The organism is Paraflavitalea sp. (assembly GCF_059502485.1).
In genome coordinates this window covers 2527356-2543714 of record NZ_JCACET010000010.1, presented here as the reverse complement: position 1 = coordinate 2543714, position 16359 = coordinate 2527356, and the positions used below count along the sequence as shown (strand labels likewise).

General features: G+C 48.3%; 9 protein-coding genes. 3 read left to right on the top strand and 6 right to left on the bottom strand.

Annotated elements, in window-relative coordinates:
- Positions 1-197: 197 nt before the first annotated feature.
- Entirely contained in the window at positions 198-461 is a 264-nt protein-coding gene (gene rpsT / locus AC5JBY_RS27305; protein ID WP_119051641.1) for a 30S ribosomal protein S20, read from the bottom strand.
- A gap of 283 nt (positions 462-744) precedes the next feature.
- Between rpsT and AC5JBY_RS27300 the strand changes: the two genes are divergently transcribed.
- The gene (locus AC5JBY_RS27300) at positions 745-3504 is read left to right on the top strand and encodes a 2-oxoglutarate dehydrogenase E1 component (RefSeq protein WP_495907849.1); all 2760 of its coding nucleotides are present in this window, start codon (positions 745-747) and stop codon (positions 3502-3504) included.
- A gap of 107 nt (positions 3505-3611) precedes the next feature.
- On the top strand, positions 3612-4856 hold the full coding sequence (odhB, locus tag AC5JBY_RS27295; protein WP_495907848.1) for a 2-oxoglutarate dehydrogenase complex dihydrolipoyllysine-residue succinyltransferase: 1245 nt from the start codon (positions 3612-3614) through the stop codon (positions 4854-4856).
- A 503-nt stretch (positions 4857-5359) separates the two neighbouring features.
- Here the strand turns inward: odhB and AC5JBY_RS27290 are convergent.
- The 3 genes from AC5JBY_RS27290 to AC5JBY_RS27280 form a co-directional block, all read right to left on the bottom strand.
- A complete protein-coding gene (locus AC5JBY_RS27290) occupies positions 5360-8302 on the bottom strand; it encodes a T9SS type A sorting domain-containing protein (RefSeq protein WP_495907847.1) in 2943 nt (980 codons plus the stop codon).
- A 175-nt stretch (positions 8303-8477) separates the two neighbouring features.
- Positions 8478-9104, bottom strand: coding sequence for a response regulator (locus AC5JBY_RS27285; RefSeq protein ID WP_495907846.1), 627 nt, complete (start codon positions 9102-9104; stop codon positions 8478-8480).
- 115 nt (positions 9105-9219) lie between these two features.
- Positions 9220-12255 carry a sensor histidine kinase gene (locus AC5JBY_RS27280; protein WP_495907845.1) on the bottom strand — a complete coding sequence of 1012 codons (3036 nt, stop codon included), beginning with the start codon at positions 12253-12255 and terminating at the stop codon, positions 9220-9222.
- A gap of 93 nt (positions 12256-12348) precedes the next feature.
- Here AC5JBY_RS27280 and AC5JBY_RS27275 point away from each other — a divergent pair, with 93 nt between their 5' ends.
- Complete coding sequence (locus AC5JBY_RS27275) at positions 12349-13545, top strand: RsmB/NOP family class I SAM-dependent RNA methyltransferase (protein WP_495907844.1); 1197 nt, start codon at positions 12349-12351, stop codon at positions 13543-13545.
- 4 nt (positions 13546-13549) lie between these two features.
- Here the strand turns inward: AC5JBY_RS27275 and AC5JBY_RS27270 are convergent, their stop codons facing one another.
- The gene (locus AC5JBY_RS27270) at positions 13550-15526 is read right to left on the bottom strand and encodes a S8 family serine peptidase (RefSeq protein WP_495907843.1); all 1977 of its coding nucleotides are present in this window, start codon (positions 15524-15526) and stop codon (positions 13550-13552) included.
- Positions 15527-15570: 44 nt separating this feature from the next.
- Entirely contained in the window at positions 15571-16344 is a 774-nt protein-coding gene (locus tag AC5JBY_RS27265; protein ID WP_495907842.1) for a hypothetical protein, read from the bottom strand.
- Positions 16345-16359 lie beyond the last annotated feature (15 nt).

Here is a 16359-nt window from a genome sequence, read left to right as displayed (position 1 = left end):
TATGAAAAGAAGCAACTCCGATAAGATTAGTAGCAGATGTCATATGCTAAATATACTGCAATTGTGTCAGGATTTAAAATTTTCTTACCCACAACAGACCTGTCCGGCTCGTGCTATATCTCTTGAATAGGCACAAAAAAATAGTCCCGTCACGAATGAGGGGACTACAGTAGCTTTATAAAAGAGTCTCGGAAAAACTATTTTGCAGCGGCGAGAGCATTCACCTTCTTAGTCAGCTTGCTTTTCAGGTTAGCTGCCTTGTTCTTGTGAATGATACCTCTTTTCGCGAGTTTATCGATCATAGAGGCAACATCGGGCATCTGCTCAGTAGCTTCCTTACCAGTCTTCAGGGCTTTCAGGTCACGAATAGCATTACGGGTAGTTTTTCCGTAATATTTGTTTCTTTCCCTGCGTTTTGTAGCCTGACGCACATCTTTTTTGGTAGCCTTATGATTTGCCATGTTCTTTCGAAAAATTTAGGACGGCAAAGGTAACGTCCATCACGGAATATTCAAAAAGAAATCCCGATTTATTTTAGGATCACCCGGCATTAATGGGGTTTTAATGTACAACTCCCGGAAAACCAATTGCCCATCTGGCGGCTAATTTAGAACAAGTATGTGTCATTCCTTGTTATATAATGCAATAAAATGGCCTCATCGGCTGTTAATCAGGGAATCTGTGGCTATATTTGTACCCCGATTTTAAATACCTATATTCTTTATAGCATTCAACGGCTTCTTCATGAAGGACTTTTCGTACATCACCAGCTCATCTCCGGCTTTTATTGAGAGTCTCTACCAGGATTTTGTGAAAGACCCCAATAGTGTTGACCCGGAATTGAAGAAATTTTTTGAAGGGTTTGATTTCGCAGTAAGCGAAGGCAAATCCGGCGCCAATGGAAATGGAACGGCTGTGGCCGAAGCTTCCGTAAGCGTTGCCGGCGGCATTGACTGGAAAAAAGAGGTAGGCGCTTACCGCCTCATCCTCGGTTTCCGCAACAAGGGACACCTGATTGCGAAGACCAATCCCATCCGTCCAAGGAAGGACCGGGGGGCCAACCTCGACCTCGCTTTCTTCGGTTTTACTGAAGAGGACCTGGACAAGACTTTCCATGCCGGCAATATGATCGGCCTGGGCACTACCACCCTTCGTAAAATTCTTGCCCACCTGCAAAGCTGCTATGCATCCCACGTGGGTCTCGAGTTCAAGTATATCAGCGACCAAAAGAAGGTCGACTGGCTCACCAACGAGATGGAACGCAACTTCAACAAGCCTTTTGCGGTAGAGAAGAAAAAGCGTGTCCTCGAAAAGCTCAACCAGGGCGTTCTGTTTGAAAAGTTTCTCCACACCAAGTATATCGGCCAAAAGCGTTTCTCACTGGAAGGTGGCGAAACGACTATTGCCGCACTGGATGCCATCATCAATACGGCTGCCGACCACAATGTGCAGGAAGTAGTGATCGGTATGGCGCACCGTGGCCGCCTCAACGTGCTGGCTAATATCATGGGTAAGACCTATGAGCAGATCTTCAGTGAGTTTGAAGGCACTGCCAAGCTGGACCAGACCATGGGTAGCGGCGACGTTAAATACCACATGGGTTATGGTAGCGAAGTGCAAACACCTGCCAACAAGACGATCCACCTGAAGCTGATGCCAAACCCTTCTCACCTCGAGGCCGTTGACCCCGTGGTAGTAGGTTTTGCCCGCGCCAAGGCTGATGTGTTATACGAAAGTGATTTTGATAAAATATTGCCTATCCTCATTCATGGTGATGCTTCCGTAGCCGGTCAGGGTATCGTATACGAAGTAGCACAGATGAGCGACCTGGAAGGTTACTATACCGGTGGTACGATCCACTTTGTGATCAACAACCAGATTGGTTTTACCACTGATTTTGAAGATGCCCGCAGTGCCGACTACTGTACTTCATTGGCTGCCATGATCCAGGCGCCTGTGATGCACGTGAACGGCGATGATGCCGAGGCGGTGGTGAAGTGTGTGGAAATAGCCACGCGCTATCGTCAGGAGTTCAACAGCGATGTATTTATCGATATGGTGTGCTACCGCAAACATGGCCACAATGAGGGTGATGATCCCAAATTCACGCAGCCTCATTTATATGCGCTGATCGAGAAGCATGCTAATCCCCGCGAAGTATATACCAACTATCTTCTCGAGAATGGTGAAGCCGACGCCAAAGAAATGGCGAAGGAGATGGAGAAGAAATTCTGGGGCGATCTGCAGGAACGTCTCGATGAGGTAAAGCAAAACCCGCTGCCTTATCACTACCAGCAGCCTGAGCTTGACTGGAAGACGCTTCGCAAAGCTACTCCTGAAGATTTCGACCAAAGCCCTGTTACTGCCATCAGTGAAGGCGACTTCAAGAAAGTGTTTGAAGCGCTGATGAAATGGCCTGATGACTTCAAGCCTTTGAAAAAGGTAGAAAAGATATTGCAGGATAAAGTGAAGTTGTTCAACGAAGAAGGTAAGATCGACTGGGCTACTGGTGAGTTGATGGCTTATGGCAGCTTGCTGCTGGATGGCAAGGATGTGCGTATGAGTGGCCAGGACGTAAAACGTGGTACTTTCTCTCATCGTCATGCTGTATTGCGTGATGAGAATACCGATAAAGCTTACAGCCGCCTGAGCCAAATCCCTGATGCGAAGGGTAAGTTCAGAATATATAACTCTTTGTTGAGTGAGTACGGTGTACTGGGTTTTGAATATGGTTATGCCATGGCCAACCCCAACGCACTGGTGTTGTGGGAAGCACAATTCGGTGATTTTTGCAACGGTGCACAAACAATGATCGACCAGTTCATTGCTGCCGGCGAGCAAAAGTGGAACCGCATGAATGGTGTAGGTATGTTGCTGCCGCACGGTTATGAAGGGCAAGGTCCAGAGCACAGCAGTGCCCGTATGGAAAGATTCCTGCAGATGTGTGCTGAATTGAATATGGTAGCTACCAATGTGACTACTGCTGCCAACTTCTTCCATGCAATACGCAGGCAACTGGCCTGGTCGTTCCGCAAGCCGTGGATCAACTTCTCTCCGAAGGCTAACCTTCGCCACGCTGGTTCTTACTCTCCCAAAGCAGAGTTCCTGCAAGGTGGTTTCAAAGAGGTGATCGACGATGTGTTTGTAGGTGATGCCAACGGGGTTAAGAAGGTATTGTTCTGCAGCGGTAAGGTTTATTTCGACCTGGCCGAGCGTCAACAGAAAGAAGGAAAGAAAGATACAGCGATCATCCGTGTAGAGCAGCTTTATCCGCTGCCCCTGAAACAACTGGAAGCGCTGTATGCTAAATATAGCAAGGCTACCTGGTTCTGGGTTCAGGAAGAACCGCTGAACATGGGAGCTGCATCTTATCTGCAAATGAACCTGAAATCGATCAACTATGGTGTCATCAGCCGTCAGCCCAGCGCTGCGACTGCCACTGGTTATCTGAAGGTGCATACGCTGGAGCAGACCGAAATTATTGATACGGCTTTTTCTATCTAAATGAAGTAATTTGCTTGCGCTGAATGTAAAGGTGTTAGCTTTTAGGTATTAGCCTTTAGCTTATATCAAACCGGATGCAAACAAACCAGTAATAAGAAATTGATTATATGATCGATATTAAAGTTCCGACAGTAGGTGAATCTATCAGCGAAGTGACTTTATTGAAATGGGTGAAGAAGGATGGTGATTATGTAGAAAGAGATGAAGTGATTGCTGAACTGGAAAGTGAAAAAGCAACCTTTGAAGTGAATGCCGAAAAGGCGGGTGTTTTAAAGCGTGGCGCTCAAGAGGGCGATACCTTGAACATTGGTGATGTGCTGGCTACCATCGATGATGCGGCTGCCAAGCCTGAAGGGGCGCCTGCTTCCAATGGTGCTGCCGCTCCTGCTAAGAAGGAAGAGCCTAAGGCTGCTCCTGCTGAAACAAAAGCTGCTTCCCAGGCTCCCGTTACTTCCGTTCCGAATGATGTGAAAGCAACACCTGTTGCGGCCGCTATCATTGCTGATAAGAAAGTTGATCCGAAGTCGGTAACACCCACTGGCTACCAGGGCAAGATCGTAAAAGACGATGTGCTGGCTGCTTTGTCCAACCCCGGCAAGGTAACTGGTGGTAAGGCACTCTTCAACCGCGACCAACGCCGCGAGAAGATGAGCCAATTGCGCAAGACTATTTCCCGCCGCCTGGTGGAAGCAAAGAATACAACGGCCATGCTCACTACCTTCAACGAGGTAGATATGAGCCGGATCATGGAAATACGCACCAAGTACAAGGATAAATTCAAGGAATCACATGGTGTGAACCTTGGCTTTATGAGCTTCTTTGCAAAGGCTGCAGCCATCGCGCTAACGGAATGGCCAGCAGTGAACGCTTATATCGATGGCGACCAACTGGTGTACCATGATTACGTGGATATTTCTATCGCTGTTTCCACACCCCGTGGTTTAACAGTACCTGTTATCCGCAATGTGGAAAGCCTCAGCATGGCTGATATAGAAAAGAAAGTAATTGAACTGGCTGGTAAAGCCCGTGACAACAAATTGTCCATGGAAGAGCTGCAGGGTGGTACTTTCACCATTACCAACGGTGGTGTGTTTGGCTCTCTGATGAGTACCCCGATCATCAACCTGCCGCAGAGCGCTATCCTCGGTATGCACAAGATACAGGAGCGTCCGATGGCTATTAACGGACAGGTAGTGATCAAACCGATGATGTACCTGGCTGTAAGTTATGACCACCGTATCATCGATGGTCGTGAATCTGTGAGCTTCCTGGTACGTGTGAAGGAATTGCTGGAGAATCCAGAGTTGTTGTTGATTGGTAAGGACCCCGTGAAGACTTTATTGGAGTTATAATATTTTATCTCTTTGTTGATATTTCAAAAGCCTGTTGTAAAGACAGGCTTTTTTGGTTCTGGAGGGTTGCTATAAATATGGGTTAGCAAAATGTTGGTTGAAAGGCTTATTATTTGTGTCTCGTTGCAGAAATAAGGAAGGCCGGTGGGACCACCAGCCTTGCCGCTGGCATTAAGGTTGACTTATTTAATGCCTGCTATAAGTATCACCGCTCTTTAATCCTCAGCCGCTGACCCGTAGGTAGTAGCTGAAATATCATAAGTGGCAGAGGTAGGTCGTGAGTGGCCTGAGAAACCGCGTTCCTGTACAAATGTCTGCCGGTAGTGTGGGGCTTCCAATACTCTTTTTGAGTGAGGAAAAGTACGCAAAGGGACGATCGGGGCCGCGGATTCCACACCTGTTTGGGTGAGTGGGAAGGCTTCGACAAGCTCAGCCTGACAAAAGAAAGTAAGAGTCCTGTTGGGTGACAGGACTCTTTGTGTTGGGTAAGCTGTCGGCTCAAGTTACTGTTTGATCAGTTTCAGTGTTTGCCATTGATTACCATCACTGATTCGCAGGTGGTAAACGCCTGCCGGTAGTTGTTGTAAGGGTATTTGTATTTGTGTAGTGCTGGCGCTTATGCCGTCCTTTCTCCATACCTCCTTGCCCTGACTGTTGTATAATAACAGGGCTTTTATCTGCACATGATCATCTTCAATACGGAGGATAGCCTGATCAGTAGTTGGATTGGGCGACAGTGTCAATGACTTGCCTGTTGGCTGTTGCCGTAATACAACTGTTCTGCTTACACTGCTGCGTGCGTCCAGATCACGCTGGCGTACGCGGTAATGGTTAGTGAGGCCATTGGCCGGTACCACGCAGCTGTATTGATTGCCGCCATTGGCTGGTACAGTACATACTTCTGAGTAGCTGATTCCATCTGTACTGTGTTGCACCACATAATCCTTTACTTGCTGTTCATCTGCTACTTTCCAGGTCACTTTCGCTTGTGTGCTATTTACCCACTGTGCATCGATGCTGACCCAGGTAACGGGTAGGGTGGAAGCGCTCTTCAGGACAAAGAAGTTGCTGAAGCTGTTTACGTTGATCTCCACATAATAACCTCCTTCCACCGTTCCCCAGGCTATTGGTGTAATCAATTCATCGGTAGGTGCTGAAACATAAGTAGTCGGAACGGAGGCCGTACCATTGGGTTGTTTTACAATGCCTAGGCTACCGGGGTTGGTGATCGTAGGATCGGCTGTTTTCAGGCGCGTAAATTCATCTTCTGTAAAGTATAGACGAACTTTTGCCGTAGCTCCGCCAGTCAGGTTGTTTTGTGGAAAGATGGTGTAGTTCCTATCGAGATAAGGTTTGCCATCTGTTGTTCTGATGGGGGTGAGTGGGCTGTTTTTGTACGCCTGTATCAGCACATTCCCAAAGTTATAGTCGTCTACAATGGCAGCCACGGTGCTCCAGCCTGTTGGGGTCAATGCATCGAACATACTCCATTTGTTGCTGAGTCCGTATAGTATGTAAGGAGGTAATAAGTTAGCAAAGTTGTTCAGCCCGATCAGTTTCTTCACTGGTGGCAGGTAGTCGTATACATCCAATGTATCCAGCCGGCGCATGTAAACGTTGTAAGCAGTAGTATTGGGCACGGTAGGTCGCCCATCATGCCAGGCAATAACGGCGGTGCCATCTTCTCCCAGGGCGGCGAATGCTTTATCGGGACCATATGTATTACCGATGGAACGTCCCATGGCGCCCCAGCTGAACTTGCCGCCTTCTGCTATTGGACTCACGCGTACATATCGTCCATATTCGCTGATGTAGAATAATGCATTGCCCGTGTGATCCATCGAGATCATAGGTAAGTCGTACGTGATGTTTGATCCCTGGAAGCCAGTGCTTAGTTCACGTCCTACGACAATACCTTTTTTATCTGTGGTATTCACTTCTACTGAATAGTAATGTGGCCCTATTGGTTTGGTCACCAATTCTTGCAGTAGTACCGTGCCGCTGTTCGTATAATCTGGATGGGCTACTTTGGCGGTGAGCAGTGCGCGGTTACCTCCGCCTGTCAATTGAAAATCGTAGTAATAGGTGCTAGATGCGAGTAAGGTATCTATCTGGACTTTTACTGAATCCAGGTCGTCAGGTCGTGTGGTGTTGTATGCCCGATAACGATTTTCATTATCGCTACGTAGCTGATAAGGTATGCTATCATATATTTCATCGGCCAGTCCATAATAGCCCCTGGTGTGAAAGGTGGTAACGGCGTTGTTGATGTACAGCCGCCTTACAATGCCTATCACATTTGCATTGGCGTTGCCGCCGGTTTGGATAACAGCGCCTTTGGGATAGTAAAGATCATGGATAGGGTTGGTAGTTTCATTATAAACATCCAGCAGGAAGTATCCCTCTCCGCCATTTTCAATCCTTTCGTTGGGCACTACATTGGGTAGGCAGATCTGCGAAAAGAAGAATGAGTGGAAATTATACAAAGCCACTACACTGTCTTTTCTGTAGAAGCGGTTGATCTCTGTTAGAGTAGCAATATCATTGGTGCGGCGGAATACTTGTACCCGGGAATCTTTCTTTACCCGGCATAATTTATTATAAGCTACAAAGGGACCACGGGATGGTTGTGCAAAATTTCTTTCGAAGGTCCAGATGATGCCGCAACCTCCCTGCAGATCAGGATAGATATTAAAGTGATAGACATAGTCTTCGAGGTAGTTGAAGTTTGTGCGGAGGCCGCAGGGACCTAACGTGGTGATCTCTGTTACGTCGGGATCCAGTTTCTGGCCACCATAAAACCGCAGGTCATCTCCTTCTGTGCGATAACAGTTTACAAACACATCTCTGGTGGCAAACCCGATGCGGATGTAGCCGATAAAGAATCCTTTGTTGCCATCGGGTATCAGTTGCGGGGCTGCAAACTGATAGTTGTCGTTGAGAGCGCCCTGTGCTATGACGCGGCCTGTATCGGCAAATACTTTAGTGCCGTTGCCGCGCACGTGTTGTAGGCAGACCCTGGCTTTATTGGTTACGTGGGTGTTGACCACGTTGGCATCCTGCCAGGCCACATAAAAGCCATTGCTGCTATCGGTAGCAGCGAGGGAGTAATACCTGAAGTCGCTGTTTTGTGAAGGATTGAGCTGCTGGTAATCGGGGCCTGCAGCAACGGGTATTCCGTTTGTGGCCCACTGAGCAACGCCGTTTTTATCGTACTTCTGGGCATAGATGTCTATGTCTCCAAAGTTGGTGCGTGAATCTTCCCAGATGACGATCCATCCGCTATCTGGGTAACTGCGGATCACGATGCTATTGCCCTGGTTGTTGGCCGCTACTGCTACCGGCATGTGCAGCGTGTCGTAAAACTGGTTTTTGGTATCGCTCCATTGCCCGTGGGCAATAAACGTGGTCATGCATACCACGCACAGTGTGTACAGGTATCTCATATTAATAGTTTGCTGTTGAAGAATGTGACGTAGGCTGCCGCCGGGTTTGAAGCAGAGGATATGAATCTATCTGGTGAGTTTAGAGGAGGTGTCTATAGTCGTGTTATGACGCTACAAATGTCTGTCAGTATGCGTGGCAGAACAATCCTCTTTTTGAGTAAGGATGGAGATTAAATTAAACTATTCTCTCACTGAGGGCTTTGGCAATGGCTTCTTTGCCGCAATTGACGTGGAGTTTCTGGTATATGTTCTTAAGATGGGCGCGCACCGTGTCGAAGGCCAGCTTCATTTCTGCTGCTATGAGCTTAATGCTGTAGCCTTTGGTGAGCCATTGCAATACTTCTATTTCGCGGGGAGACAAATTGTATTTGTTGCTGTCCGTTTTGGCCTGGAAGGTATTCAGTACTTTTTTGGCTATGGTGGGCGACATGGGGGCGCCACCTTCCAGTACTTCCTGTATAGCATCGAACAGTTTGGCCGGTGGTGTTTTTTTGAGCAGGTAACCATTGGCGCCGGCGCAAAGACACTGGAAGAGTTTGTCATCGTCTTCAAATACCGTGTACATGATGACTGCTGTAGATGGTTGTGCTTCTTTGATCAGCTGCACACCCCTGATGCCAGACTCGCCAGGCATGTCGATGTCCATCAGCACTACGTCGGGTTTGTAGACGCGTGCAATATTGGCGGCATCATTGCATTGGTTGTAATCGCCTACTACATCGTAGTCATTCATCTTAAGCAGGTAGGCAAGCGATTCCCGCAGTCTGTCGTTGTCTTCAAAAATGGCAATCCTGGCTAACATGTCGTAAAGATAAGCTTATGCTACTACTAAGTGGTATCGCTCATTTGAGGGGGGAAGAAAGTGAGACGTCAGACGTGAGCCGTGAGACTTCGGCAAGCTGTGAAATTAGAGGTGTTTAACTGACGGGAAAACTGATGTTTGTGTGGGTGCCTCTGCCCGGTTGGGATTGTATCAGCAGGCGTCCATTCCATTTAGCTACGCGCTGGTGCATGTTTTTTAATCCATTGCGATGGGTCACTTTTCCCGGGTCAAATCCTTTCCCATCGTCTTCGATGTTCATGTGTAGTTGATTGCTTTCCAGCCAAACGCGGATGAGTACATTTTTTGCATCGGCGTGTTTGTAGATATTGTTGATGACTTCTTTGAAGAGTAGGAAACAATCCCGGCGCTGCTCCATGTTGAGCTTACGTTGGGCAAAGTATTCATCCAGCAGCAGGGTATAATGTATGTTGGCCCCGTCGAATATCTCTGCTGCGTATCGACGCATGCGGGCCACTGTTTGTTCAAGCGTATCGTTGTTGGTATTGATGCTCCATACAATATCGTCCAGCGCCTGACTGGAGTTGGTCACTTCTTCGGTGATCCGGTTAAGAAATACGCCTGCTTCTTCCTGCTGTCCTAACTTCTGGCGGCTTAGCTCAGACAGGATGCTGATGTTGGTGAGGGTAGATCCTATATCGTCGTGGAGATCGGTGGCTATGCGGTTGCGTACCTTTTGCATGGCTATGAGCTGGTTGATGCGGTAGCGGTAAAGTAGGTAGAGCAGGGTTGCTAATGCCAGCACGAGTAGTATTACAAACCACCAGGTTTTCCAGAAGGGTGGCGTAATGACGATCGTGAGTAGTCCATCCTGTCCGCTGGCTCCCTTCACTTGCTCCCATTCCTTCACGCGGAATGTATAGGTTCCCGGAGGAATATTGGTATAGGCCGCATAATTCCTGTTGCCTGCTTCTATCCAGTTCTTATCATAGGGATAAAGCTGGTAGTAGTATTTTATTTTTCGTGGCGCCACAAAGTCCAGTGCAGCAAAAGTGAAGGAGAGTGAGTTCTGGTGCCAGGCCAGTTGGAGACTCTGCTTGTAGGCCGTAGCTGTATCGCTTTTCAGCGGTTCGTTGTTGATGGATATGCCCGTGATCACTACTTGCGCGGCCGGATGAGCGCCTGAATATTTCATGGGGTCAAACCAATTCATGCCGCTGGACCCTCCGAAATACAAGGTCCCGTTGGCATCGGCATACCAGGCGCCGGTATTGAATTCATTGCCCTGCAGGCCATCTTCTGCTGTGAATTCGCTGAAATGGGTGCGGTTTGTTTTTTGCAGATCGGCTGGTGGTGTGAACCGGATGATACCTTTGTTGGAGCTCATCCAAATGGCGCCTTGCTTGTCGGGCATGATGCTATAGATCGTATTGTTGGGAAGCCCGTTTGTATCTTTTATGGCAAGTGTTTTCCCTGTTGCCGTATCAAAAATGATAATGCCATTGCCCAGTGTACCTATCCACAGGTAGGGTGGCTGGAAAGAGGTGCATTTCAGCGTATATTCCTTTTCCCTGAGTTGTTGTAACGTTTGGGGATGTGAAAGGAAGGTAAATTCTTCAGTACGCGTATTGAAGAATTGTATGCCTTTGCTTTCGAAGCCGAGGCAGAGTAGTGTATCGTTGATAGCGGTTATGGTGCGAACGTTGTTGTCGATGATGCCGCCCGGATAGCTGCGTTCTTTGTTAAAGTTTTTAAGGAGGCCTCGCTGTTTGTCGAGCAGGCAAAGTCCTGCATTGCGGGTGCCCAGCCACGCCTGCTGATTGTTGACTGGCAGCATGGCCCATATCGTGTGATCGGGCAGGTTATACTTTCCTTTTCCTTGTGGACTGAAAATTGATTTGATGCTTTTGGTGCGACTGTTCATAATGAGCAGGCCATTGTCCTGCGTACCGACCCAGGTATCTTCACCGTCTGTACGCAGGGATACGATCCGTCTTCTGTTATTAGGGGCGCTTATTGAAGTGAGGTCTACCGATTCGATCTCCCTGTTATTCCTGTCGCTTACGTACGAAAGCCCGCTGTTGGAGGTGCCGATCCATATTCCTCCTTTATTATCAGTGGTGATGGAGCGAACCTGTTCTATCGGTATGTCTTTTTGTACCGTGCTTTTGGTAAACATGGAAAACATGTTGAGGCGTTTGTCATATAGACTTACGCCGCCGCCATCGGTGCCTACCCAGATACCGCCCAGTTTATCGCGTTGTATACAGAGTATGTCTACATAGCTGAGAGAAGCCGCATTGCCCTCTTCGGGCATAATGTGATGCACCGTGGCCGCTTTCATGTTGACAATGTATAATCCTCCTCCCAATGTCCCAATCCATATTTGCCCTTCCTGATCGGTTTTTATGGTGTGTACCACCAGGTCAGACGGGAGTTTCTGTTGTGGATTGAAGCCGGTGAATGGCGTGAAGGTGGTGTCTTGTGGCCTTTTTAGGTAGACTCCTTTTGCATAGGTACCCACCCACAGGTTGCTTGCCTGGTCTTCCTCCATTACGCTGCAAGAGATATAAGGAGCCGTGGTATTGTACAGGAAGCGGGTGGTTTCTGTGCGGCCGGGTGTGATGACATTGATGCCATTGCTGGTGAGTACCCAATACTTTTTATTGCGGCTCCGCAGGAGGAACTGTACGCTATCACTGTTGAGCTGGTTATTGCTACGGGCATAGTGTATGGTTTTTCGGGTAGCTGTATCATGGTAATACAGCCCTTCTCTGATCGTGCCTATCCATAAAGCGCCCTGTGCTTCGGGGTACAGGCAACTCACAGGTGGTAAGGGGATGTCGGGAGATAGCTTTTTATAGTGGGTGAAGGAATCATTGAGGAGGTTGAAATTTTCCAGTTTGCCGCCGCTGGTAATCAGCCACAGGTCGTGGTTATTACCCGGAATGATCTTGCCAAGGTGGCTATAGGCTTTGGTGGTTACATCGTCGAAGTTCTTCCAGAATACCGCAAACTCTTTACCGTCGAAGCGGTTGAGGCCGTCCTGCGTAGCAAACCAGAGGAAGCCTTTTTCATCGGTAGCTATGTCTATGACGCTGTTTTGGGAAAGGCCGTGGTTGATGTTGATCGTCCTGAATAAATAAGGCGCCTGCCGGGCTGCAGCGTGCATGTGAAGAAGCAGTATACACCATATTGTGAGCTGTGTGCGCATTGGTTGGTCAGGATCGTGGTGGTAAATTACTGAATTGCTATCTTGCACCGGATGAAATTTTTTGCTCACCTCAATACGGCCGTGCAGATCCTGTCGCAATACCAGGGGCAACAGCCTTTCGGTATTTTCATCAAGGACTTCTTTCGCCAGGATAAGAAGTATGGCTCCCGCGACCGTAAGAGCATCAGTCACCTGTGTTATTGTTATTTCAGGCTGGGTAAGGCCCTGCCGGATATGCCGGTAGCCGAAAGAGTGGTAACAGGATTATTTCTCTGTTCTGCCAGCCCAAATGATATGTTGGGACAGCTGAAGCCGGAATGGAATGAGCAGGCAGGATTAAGTGTTGAACAAAAATGTTCCATGCTCTCCCGGTCTTCAGCGGAGCAATATTCAACGTTCCCTGTTTTTCCATGGAAAGACGCGCTTAGTGAGGGGATAGACCATACTGCTTTCAGTAATTCTTTTCTTATACAGCCGCTATTGTTTCTGCGAATAAGGCCGGGCAAATTATCTGTCGTGACCCGGAAGCTGGAAGGGACAGGTATTTCTTATACAGCACCTGCTGCTGATAGTCTTGCTTTGCCCAACGCTTCGAAGGTGGATGAGGTAATCGTTTTGAATAAGGAGGCTGTGATCCAGGACCTCAGTTCGCAAAGGGTAGGGGAGTTGTTGCGGGTTGTTCCTGCTTCGGGCCCGGAAGCTGGCAAACAGCAGCCAAAGCTTACTGTGTGGGATTGCTGTGCTGCCAGTGGTGGCAAATCTATCCTGGCCTGGGATGTGTTGGGAAGCATCGATCTTACAGTGTCTGATATACGTGAATCTATTATCGCCAATCTTAAAAAACGTTTTGCGGAGGCAGGCATCAGTCCGTATCAATCTTTTGTGGCTGATCTGAGTAATCCGCGTGCTACGCTGCCGGCGCTTTCTCCTGACCTTATTGTTGCCGATGTTCCCTGCTCGGGTTCCGGCACCTGGAGCCGTACGCCGGAGCAGTTGTTTTATTTTGACAAAGCTGCTATTCTACGTTATAGTGAGCTACAGAAAAAGATCGTAGGCCGCGTGCAGGAACAGCTGCGCTCAGGTGGTCATCTTTTGTATATTACGTGTTCTGTGTTCAGGGAAGAGAACGAAGGAGTTGTAGCATTTCTCCAGCAGCAGTATTCGCTGGAGGTAGTTAAAATGGAATTGTTGAAAGGCTACGATCAACAGGCCGACACCATGTTTGCTGCCTTACTAAAGAAGCCTTGATCAATTACGGCATTCGCATGAGCTTTTGTTCGAAGAGGCGTTTACTGCCGTTGTAGAGTGTAATCCTGTAGACACCGCTTTGCCAGCCATCTGTATATACCTGCCAATTGAAATATCCTGCCGGTTTGTTGATTATTCGTTTGTAGACTATGCTGCCTTGCATGTTGGTAATCTGTATGCCCATGTTGTTGATGGCATCAGGCGTATTGATGACCAGGTTAAATTGCTGGTTGAAGAAGCTGGGTAATACACGTATCGTATTTACCGGAAAGCATACGTCGGTAATGTTCTGTTGCACGGAGCCAATCTCAAATGTAGTATCGGTGCCAATTGACTGTACGATCGTATAACTGGCAAGGCCCGATCCTGCAGTGGTCAATGTATCCTGCCATGTATAATTGTTGGAACGGAAAGTGAAGGAGGTAGATGTCATTTGTTTAATGACCGTATAGGTTGCTTCTCCGGGCAGTTTCCTGGCAACGGTGTAGGTGACACTCGTATCGTCTTTACTGCTCCATTGGAGATTGATGATGCATTTGTTGTAGGTGCTGCTGGTGGTAGCCTGTTGTTGTATCAACGATACTACTGCTTTTTTGAAATCGGGCAGGCCATATCCGTAACGGTCGTCGGGGTTGTTGTATTTGTGTGCGCTCTTTTGTACGGCGTCTATGATCTGCATGTTGCTGCGTTCCGGAAACGCCTGCCATAAGCAAGCGATCAGGCCAGCAATGTTGGGATTGGAGAAAGAGGTGCCATTGCCGGATGCAGGCGTGCCTGCAAGGCTGGCGAATACAGTGCCTTGTCCTACTGATGCAATGTTGGGTTTTAGTTTTCCTGCTCCGTTGGGACCCCAACTGCTGAATGCTGCTATAGCGCCACTGTTAGTAGTAGCGGCTACTGCTACTACGCTATCGCCATCGGCAGGGCAGGAGACGAATTTAAGGTCGTCATTTCTGCTGCCATTGTTGCCTGCGCTGTTCATCACGATCATGCCTTTGCGCGCTGCGAAATCGGCTGCGCGGGTAATGATCGACGTGTTGCCATCACGTTGAGCATAACTATGATCGAAAGCATGATTGTCGAAGTCAATGTATCCAAGGGAGGAGGAGATCATATCTGCGCCTGCACTGTCGGAAAACTCTGCCGCTGCTGCCCAGTATTGTTCTTCTACAGGGTATTCGCTGCTGGCATTTTCCGTGCGCAACAGCCAATAGCTGGCATGCGGTGCGGTGCCTACTATTTGCCCCGGCCTGTTGGAGGCCATGATGCTAAAGCAATACAGGCCATGTGTGTCGTCTTCTGTAACGCTGCTCTCATTGTTCACATAGTCCCAGGTGCCGAGAATGCGGTTTTGTAAGCGTACGCTATCGAGAGCTGGGTTGGTATTGTATGTCCGGAACCCTGCATCAAGGACGGCGATGGTGATGCCGCGGCCTGTGAAGCCAAGGTTGTGCAGGTATTCTCCCCGGTGTATGTGTACCTGGTTGTAATTGCTGCCATATTGCAAGGCAACGATGCCTGTGGTCCTGGCGGCTTGTTGTATGGCTGCCGGTTCTAATGGAGTTACTGTTTCAGTGAACCTCGCTGCTTTATCTTTTTGCTCTGTTCCCTGTGTGCGTAGCCCGAGGGGTGCAGCTGTTTTTACAAAGGGATAGTTTCTGATGGCCGCCAATGCGTTGGCATCCGTTGTTTGGATCAATACCTGGTTGAGCCATTTGGAGGTATTGAGTACCGTTACATTCGGTATTTTTCTCAGGCTATCGAGGTAAGCTGCTGAAACCGGTAGGTCGGTAGAGTCGATGGCAATGTGTTGCCGCGTTCTGCGCTCGATGGCTTTGGAAGAAAGATAGGTGGCTGGATTGGCCAGAGTATGCGTAGTTCCTTTCTTATCGGTAAGCTGTATGATGTGGCGACTATACTGCGCCTGTGCGGTAATGGTTATTGCTATAATAAGGGCTGTGAGCGTAAGGATTTGCTTCATGCTGTTGCGTTTTTTTGAAATCCCTGCCGTGTTTGTATACCGGATTAGTTATGGTCCAGTATCGACAGCCTGATACCAAAGCCGATCTTTTTACCTTGTGGGTCTGTTGCCGGCGGTTGGTATTCCCAAATTATGGCATCTTTATAAATAAGGCCGATGTCTTTGGCATATTTCTCTATCCACACAGTTTTTTGCCCTACGCGGTTGGGTTCTACAACCGGCACGTTGGAAGAGTCGTTGATCTGTGTGATGGTGATGGTATTCTCGTAATTCTTGCCATTCAGTTCTGTGCTCATGCCTGTTTCGTCGATGGTATAATCCCAAAACTGTATGCTCACTGCAGCGCTGAATTCATACTGGCTGTAGGGCTGATCGGGGAGGTATCCGTTGCCAGACCAGTTATGTCCTTCTTTGATCGGCCCCTGCATTTTTATAAAGCGCAGGTTGTTTTCGTATAGTTCAAGGGTGTTGTCGCCGGGGGTAACTTCGTAGGCTATGTTTTCTTTCCAGTCACGATCATTGGTGCTGTTCAAGGGGCGCAGGTAGCGCTGTATGCGCCAGGTTGGTCTGCCCAGCAGATCGGTACTCGTGGCTTCTACGATGTCTTTTGCCTGATAGGAAACAATGTCCTCATCCTGGCCAAAGTTGACGAACCGGGTAGAGTCTAACCGGTATATGATGTATTTGCCTATTTGCAGGGGGTAATAATCGGCGGGTTTATCGTATTGTGTATCATCGGTTTGCTTATCACAACTGCTGATAATGAACAGTAGCGCAAGGATTGAACTCCATCTTATCAGGGTAAAGCTCTTTTTCATGTTAAACCGGTTGAT

Bases quoted from the DNA above. Each gene is read 5' to 3' on its own strand.
- rpsT (WP_119051641.1), bottom strand. From the start codon at position 461: ATGGCAAATCATAAGGCTACCAAAAAAGATGTGCGTCAGGCTACAAAA.
- AC5JBY_RS27300 (WP_495907849.1), top strand. From the start codon at position 745: ATGAAGGACTTTTCGTACATCACCAGCTCATCTCCGGCTTTTATTGAG.
- odhB (WP_495907848.1), top strand. From the start codon at position 3,612: ATGATCGATATTAAAGTTCCGACAGTAGGTGAATCTATCAGCGAAGTG.
- AC5JBY_RS27290 (WP_495907847.1), bottom strand. From the start codon at position 8,302: ATGAGATACCTGTACACACTGTGCGTGGTATGCATGACCACGTTTATT.
- AC5JBY_RS27285 (WP_495907846.1), bottom strand. From the start codon at position 9,104: ATGTTAGCCAGGATTGCCATTTTTGAAGACAACGACAGACTGCGGGAA.
- AC5JBY_RS27280 (WP_495907845.1), bottom strand. From the start codon at position 12,255: ATGCACGCTGCAGCCCGGCAGGCGCCTTATTTATTCAGGACGATCAAC.
- AC5JBY_RS27275 (WP_495907844.1), top strand. From the start codon at position 12,349: ATGAAATTTTTTGCTCACCTCAATACGGCCGTGCAGATCCTGTCGCAA.
- AC5JBY_RS27270 (WP_495907843.1), bottom strand. From the start codon at position 15,526: ATGAAGCAAATCCTTACGCTCACAGCCCTTATTATAGCAATAACCATT.
- AC5JBY_RS27265 (WP_495907842.1), bottom strand. From the start codon at position 16,344: ATGAAAAAGAGCTTTACCCTGATAAGATGGAGTTCAATCCTTGCGCTA.